At 37.5% G+C, this 3381-nt stretch carries 3 protein-coding genes; 2 read left to right on the forward strand and 1 reads right to left on the reverse strand.

Annotated features, from left to right (window positions below; genetic code table 11):
* Positions 1-419 precede the first annotated feature (419 nt).
* The gene (locus tag ABZA26_RS10770) at positions 420-1550 is read left to right on the forward strand and encodes a M20 family metallopeptidase (protein WP_372714531.1); all 1131 of its coding nucleotides are present in this window, start codon (positions 420-422) and stop codon (positions 1548-1550) included.
* Positions 1551-1680: 130 nt separating this feature from the next.
* A complete protein-coding gene (locus tag ABZA26_RS10775; protein ID WP_372714532.1) occupies positions 1681-2544 on the forward strand; it encodes a patatin family protein in 864 nt (287 codons plus the stop codon).
* A 20-nt stretch (positions 2545-2564) separates the two neighbouring features.
* Here the strand turns inward: ABZA26_RS10775 and ABZA26_RS10780 are convergent.
* Positions 2565-3381 (reverse strand): aminotransferase class V-fold PLP-dependent enzyme (locus ABZA26_RS10780; protein ID WP_372714533.1); only part of this gene is annotated, 817 nt, incomplete at its 5' end.

The following is a 3381-nucleotide window of genomic DNA, read 5'->3' on the forward strand; positions in this document are numbered from 1 at the left end:
ACCTTTTGACAAGCTATGTTTATCTCTGTCTATAAATTTATTTGTCTTATTCTACAACAGTTACATCAATTTTAAAAATTCACACAGTATATGATATAGATATACAGAATGTATTCGTATTCTTTAGAGCCTGTATTTGCTGAGTTCTATCTGTTTCTGACTGTGTTCGAAAAAGTAACCTTTTCTCTAAAATTATAGTTTTTTTTTGTTTAACATCTTTTCTTTTTTTTGAAAATCTGTTAATATCTAAGAATTACAAGATTATTTTATTTTCTTGAAACTGTTTATAAGATTCTTCTGAAATTTAAGTTCTTAAACAATTAAATAAACATAATTTTTAATATCCAAAACTTAAATTTTAATACAGTTAATGTTTAGCATTATATACATCCGTTTTTTATTGAAATAAGGGGGACATCATGGATTTAAAAGATTTGGGAAACCAAATGAAAACCTATAGACGTGAACTTCATCAGATACCTGAGCTGGGACTGGAAGAGTATAAAACGTCTGCTTATATAGGGGAAAAATTAAGGGAATTTGGACTGCATCCTTTCACCATAGCCAAAACCGGAATATACGTGTATATCGATGCCGGTTCCGATGAAACATATGCCTTCAGAGCAGATATGGACGCCTTGGAATCAGAAGAGGAAAATGATGTGGAGTATGCCTCAAAACATCCTGGAAAAATGCATGCCTGCGGTCATGACGGACATATGGCTATGCTTTTAGGTCTGGCCAAGATACTTTCAAAGACTGAGAACATCAAGAAAAACGTTCTTTTGATCTTCCAGCCTGCTGAAGAGGGACCAGGAGGGGCAAAAATAATAACTGAAAGCGGAATATTTGAAAAATATAATGTGAAGGGGATATTTGGAATCCACCTATTCCCCAACCTGGATGAAGGTATAATTGCTTCTAAAGCCGGACCTCTCATGGCTCAGTCTGGAGAAATAGATGTAATTATAAAAGGAGAAGGGGGACACGGCGGTATGCCACACAATGCCATTGATTCCATCCTTGTAGCTTCCAAATTTCTCTCATCATGTCAGTCTATTATATCTAGAAGTATCTCTCCTTTAGAGACTGCTGTAATATCCTTCGGTAAAATAAGGGGAGGAAGTGCCAGAAATATCGTGGCTGAGAAGACACATATAGAGGGTACTGTGAGAACTTTTTCAAAGGATACCTTTGAAATAATAAAAAAAAGAATCCTTCAGATTTCAAGAGGTCTCGAGGAATCTTTCGGAGTGGAGATAAGTGTGGATCTCGAGCCTTATTATCCCCCGGTAATCAATGATAAAAATCTTTATAACAAAATAGCAGAAAAAGTCCATATAGAAGAGACCGATCCTGTGATGCTTGCTGAGGATTTCTCATACTACCAGGAGAGAATTCCAGGTGTCTTTTATTTCCTTGGAAGCAGAAATATAGAACGTGACTTTGACTACCCGCTTCACAGCTGCAACTTCAACTTTGATGAGTCTATTCTTTTAAAGGGTGTTGAGCATTATGTAAATATTCTCACTGCCCTGGAAGCCATATAATTTTGTATTCAGAGACTGCCTTTCGGGGCAGTCTTTTTTTATAATCTATTTTTAAAATTTAAAGGAGCATTGTAAATTTTCTAGAAAATTATTATATGAAAGATTATTTACTCATTGTGAGGTGATATTTATGGAAAATACTGCCCTTGTGTTGGAAGGGGGAGGAATGAGAGGAATATTTACAAGCGGGGTTTTGGACGCCTTCATAGAAAAGGGGATTGATATCCCGTATGTTATTGGGGTTTCCATGGGAGCATACAACGGGGTTTCGTATATTACAGGTCAGAAAGAGCGGACTTTTAAAATGTTTATGGACTATATATATGATCCAAGACTCCTGGACTATAAGAGGATTTTCACAGGGGACTCCCTTTTAAATTCTGATTTTCTGGTAAACTTTATGGGTAAAAAGAAATATCCGGTAGACTATGAAAAATTTTTCAAAAGTACAAAAAAGTTTATCTGTGTGAGTACCAACTGCAGAACTGGAAAGCCTGCATATTTTGAAAAAAACGGGTATCCTGAAAAATCTTTCAATAGAATACTGAAATCATCCTGCTCCTATCCATTTTTGACAGATGTTGTTAAAATAGGTGGCGTGGAATATCTCGATGGTGGGATATCCGATGCAATTCCTATAAAAAAAGCCTTAGATGACGGTAATAGGAAACTTATTGTTATCCTCTGCCACCCAAAGGGCTATGAAGACCAGTCCAGCTGGTATCTTAATATTTCTAAATTATGGTACTACTCATATCCAAAAGTAGCTGAGGCACTGAAGAAAAGATACATCCATTACAATGGAACACTCTATTTTCTTGAATTGCTGGAGAAGGAAAACATAGCATTTGTGATAAGGCCGGAAACCATGCCACTCTCTGTGATAGAACAGGACAGGGTAAAATTAAGACTTTTTTATAAAGCTGGATACAATATCGGCATAGATCAGTGTGAAAAATTAAAAGAATTTTTAAAAACCCCGTCCCTGATATAAGATCAAAGACGGGGTTTTTATTATTTTTCTTTACAGAAATCAGATATGTCCCTCACTGCCCCTATAGCATAGTTTATCTCATCCATTGTGTTGAAATATCCAAAGGAAAATCTCACCGCCCCTGTTTCATAGGTGCCTATGGATCTGTGGGCAAGGGGGGCACAGTGCATCCCAGGTCTTGTGGATATTTGATATTCCTCATCTAATATAGAACTCACTTCTGAGGGGTCCAAATCCCCTATATTGATTGCTACCACCGGGGTTCTTTCCTCTGTTTCCGGTCCATATATTCTGACTCCCTCTATACCTTTCATTCCTTCTATAAAAGCAGCTGTAATATTTTCTTCATGTTTTCTTATATTATCTATCCCTGTCCTCATTATAAAGTCCACCCCTGCCCCCAGAGCTGCAATAGCCGGAGCATTTAATGTCCCGCATTCCAGGAGATCAGGCATCTCCCCAGGTTGTCTTCTGAGCTTGGAATGAGCTCCAGATCCACCTTCCATTATAGGTTTTATGGCCACTCCCTCTCTCAGATATATCCCCCCTGTTCCCTGGGGTCCGAAAAGTGATTTGTGTCCTGTAAAACACAAAATATCTATGTGCATCTTTTCCACATCTACTTCCAAAATACCAGCACTTTGTGAAGCATCTACAATGAGGAGGACACCATGTTTCTTTGCTATCTTACCTACTTTTTCCAGAGATATTATTGTTCCCGTGAGATTTGAAGCATTGGTTATGACAATGGCCCTTGTATTTTCTTTTACTGCTTCATCTATACTCTCGATCTTTATTCTCCCATGACTATCTGCCTCTAGGACTGTCACCTCTACC

The organism is Ilyobacter sp. (assembly GCF_041583315.1).
GTDB lineage: Bacteria > Fusobacteriota > Fusobacteriia > Fusobacteriales > Fusobacteriaceae > Ilyobacter.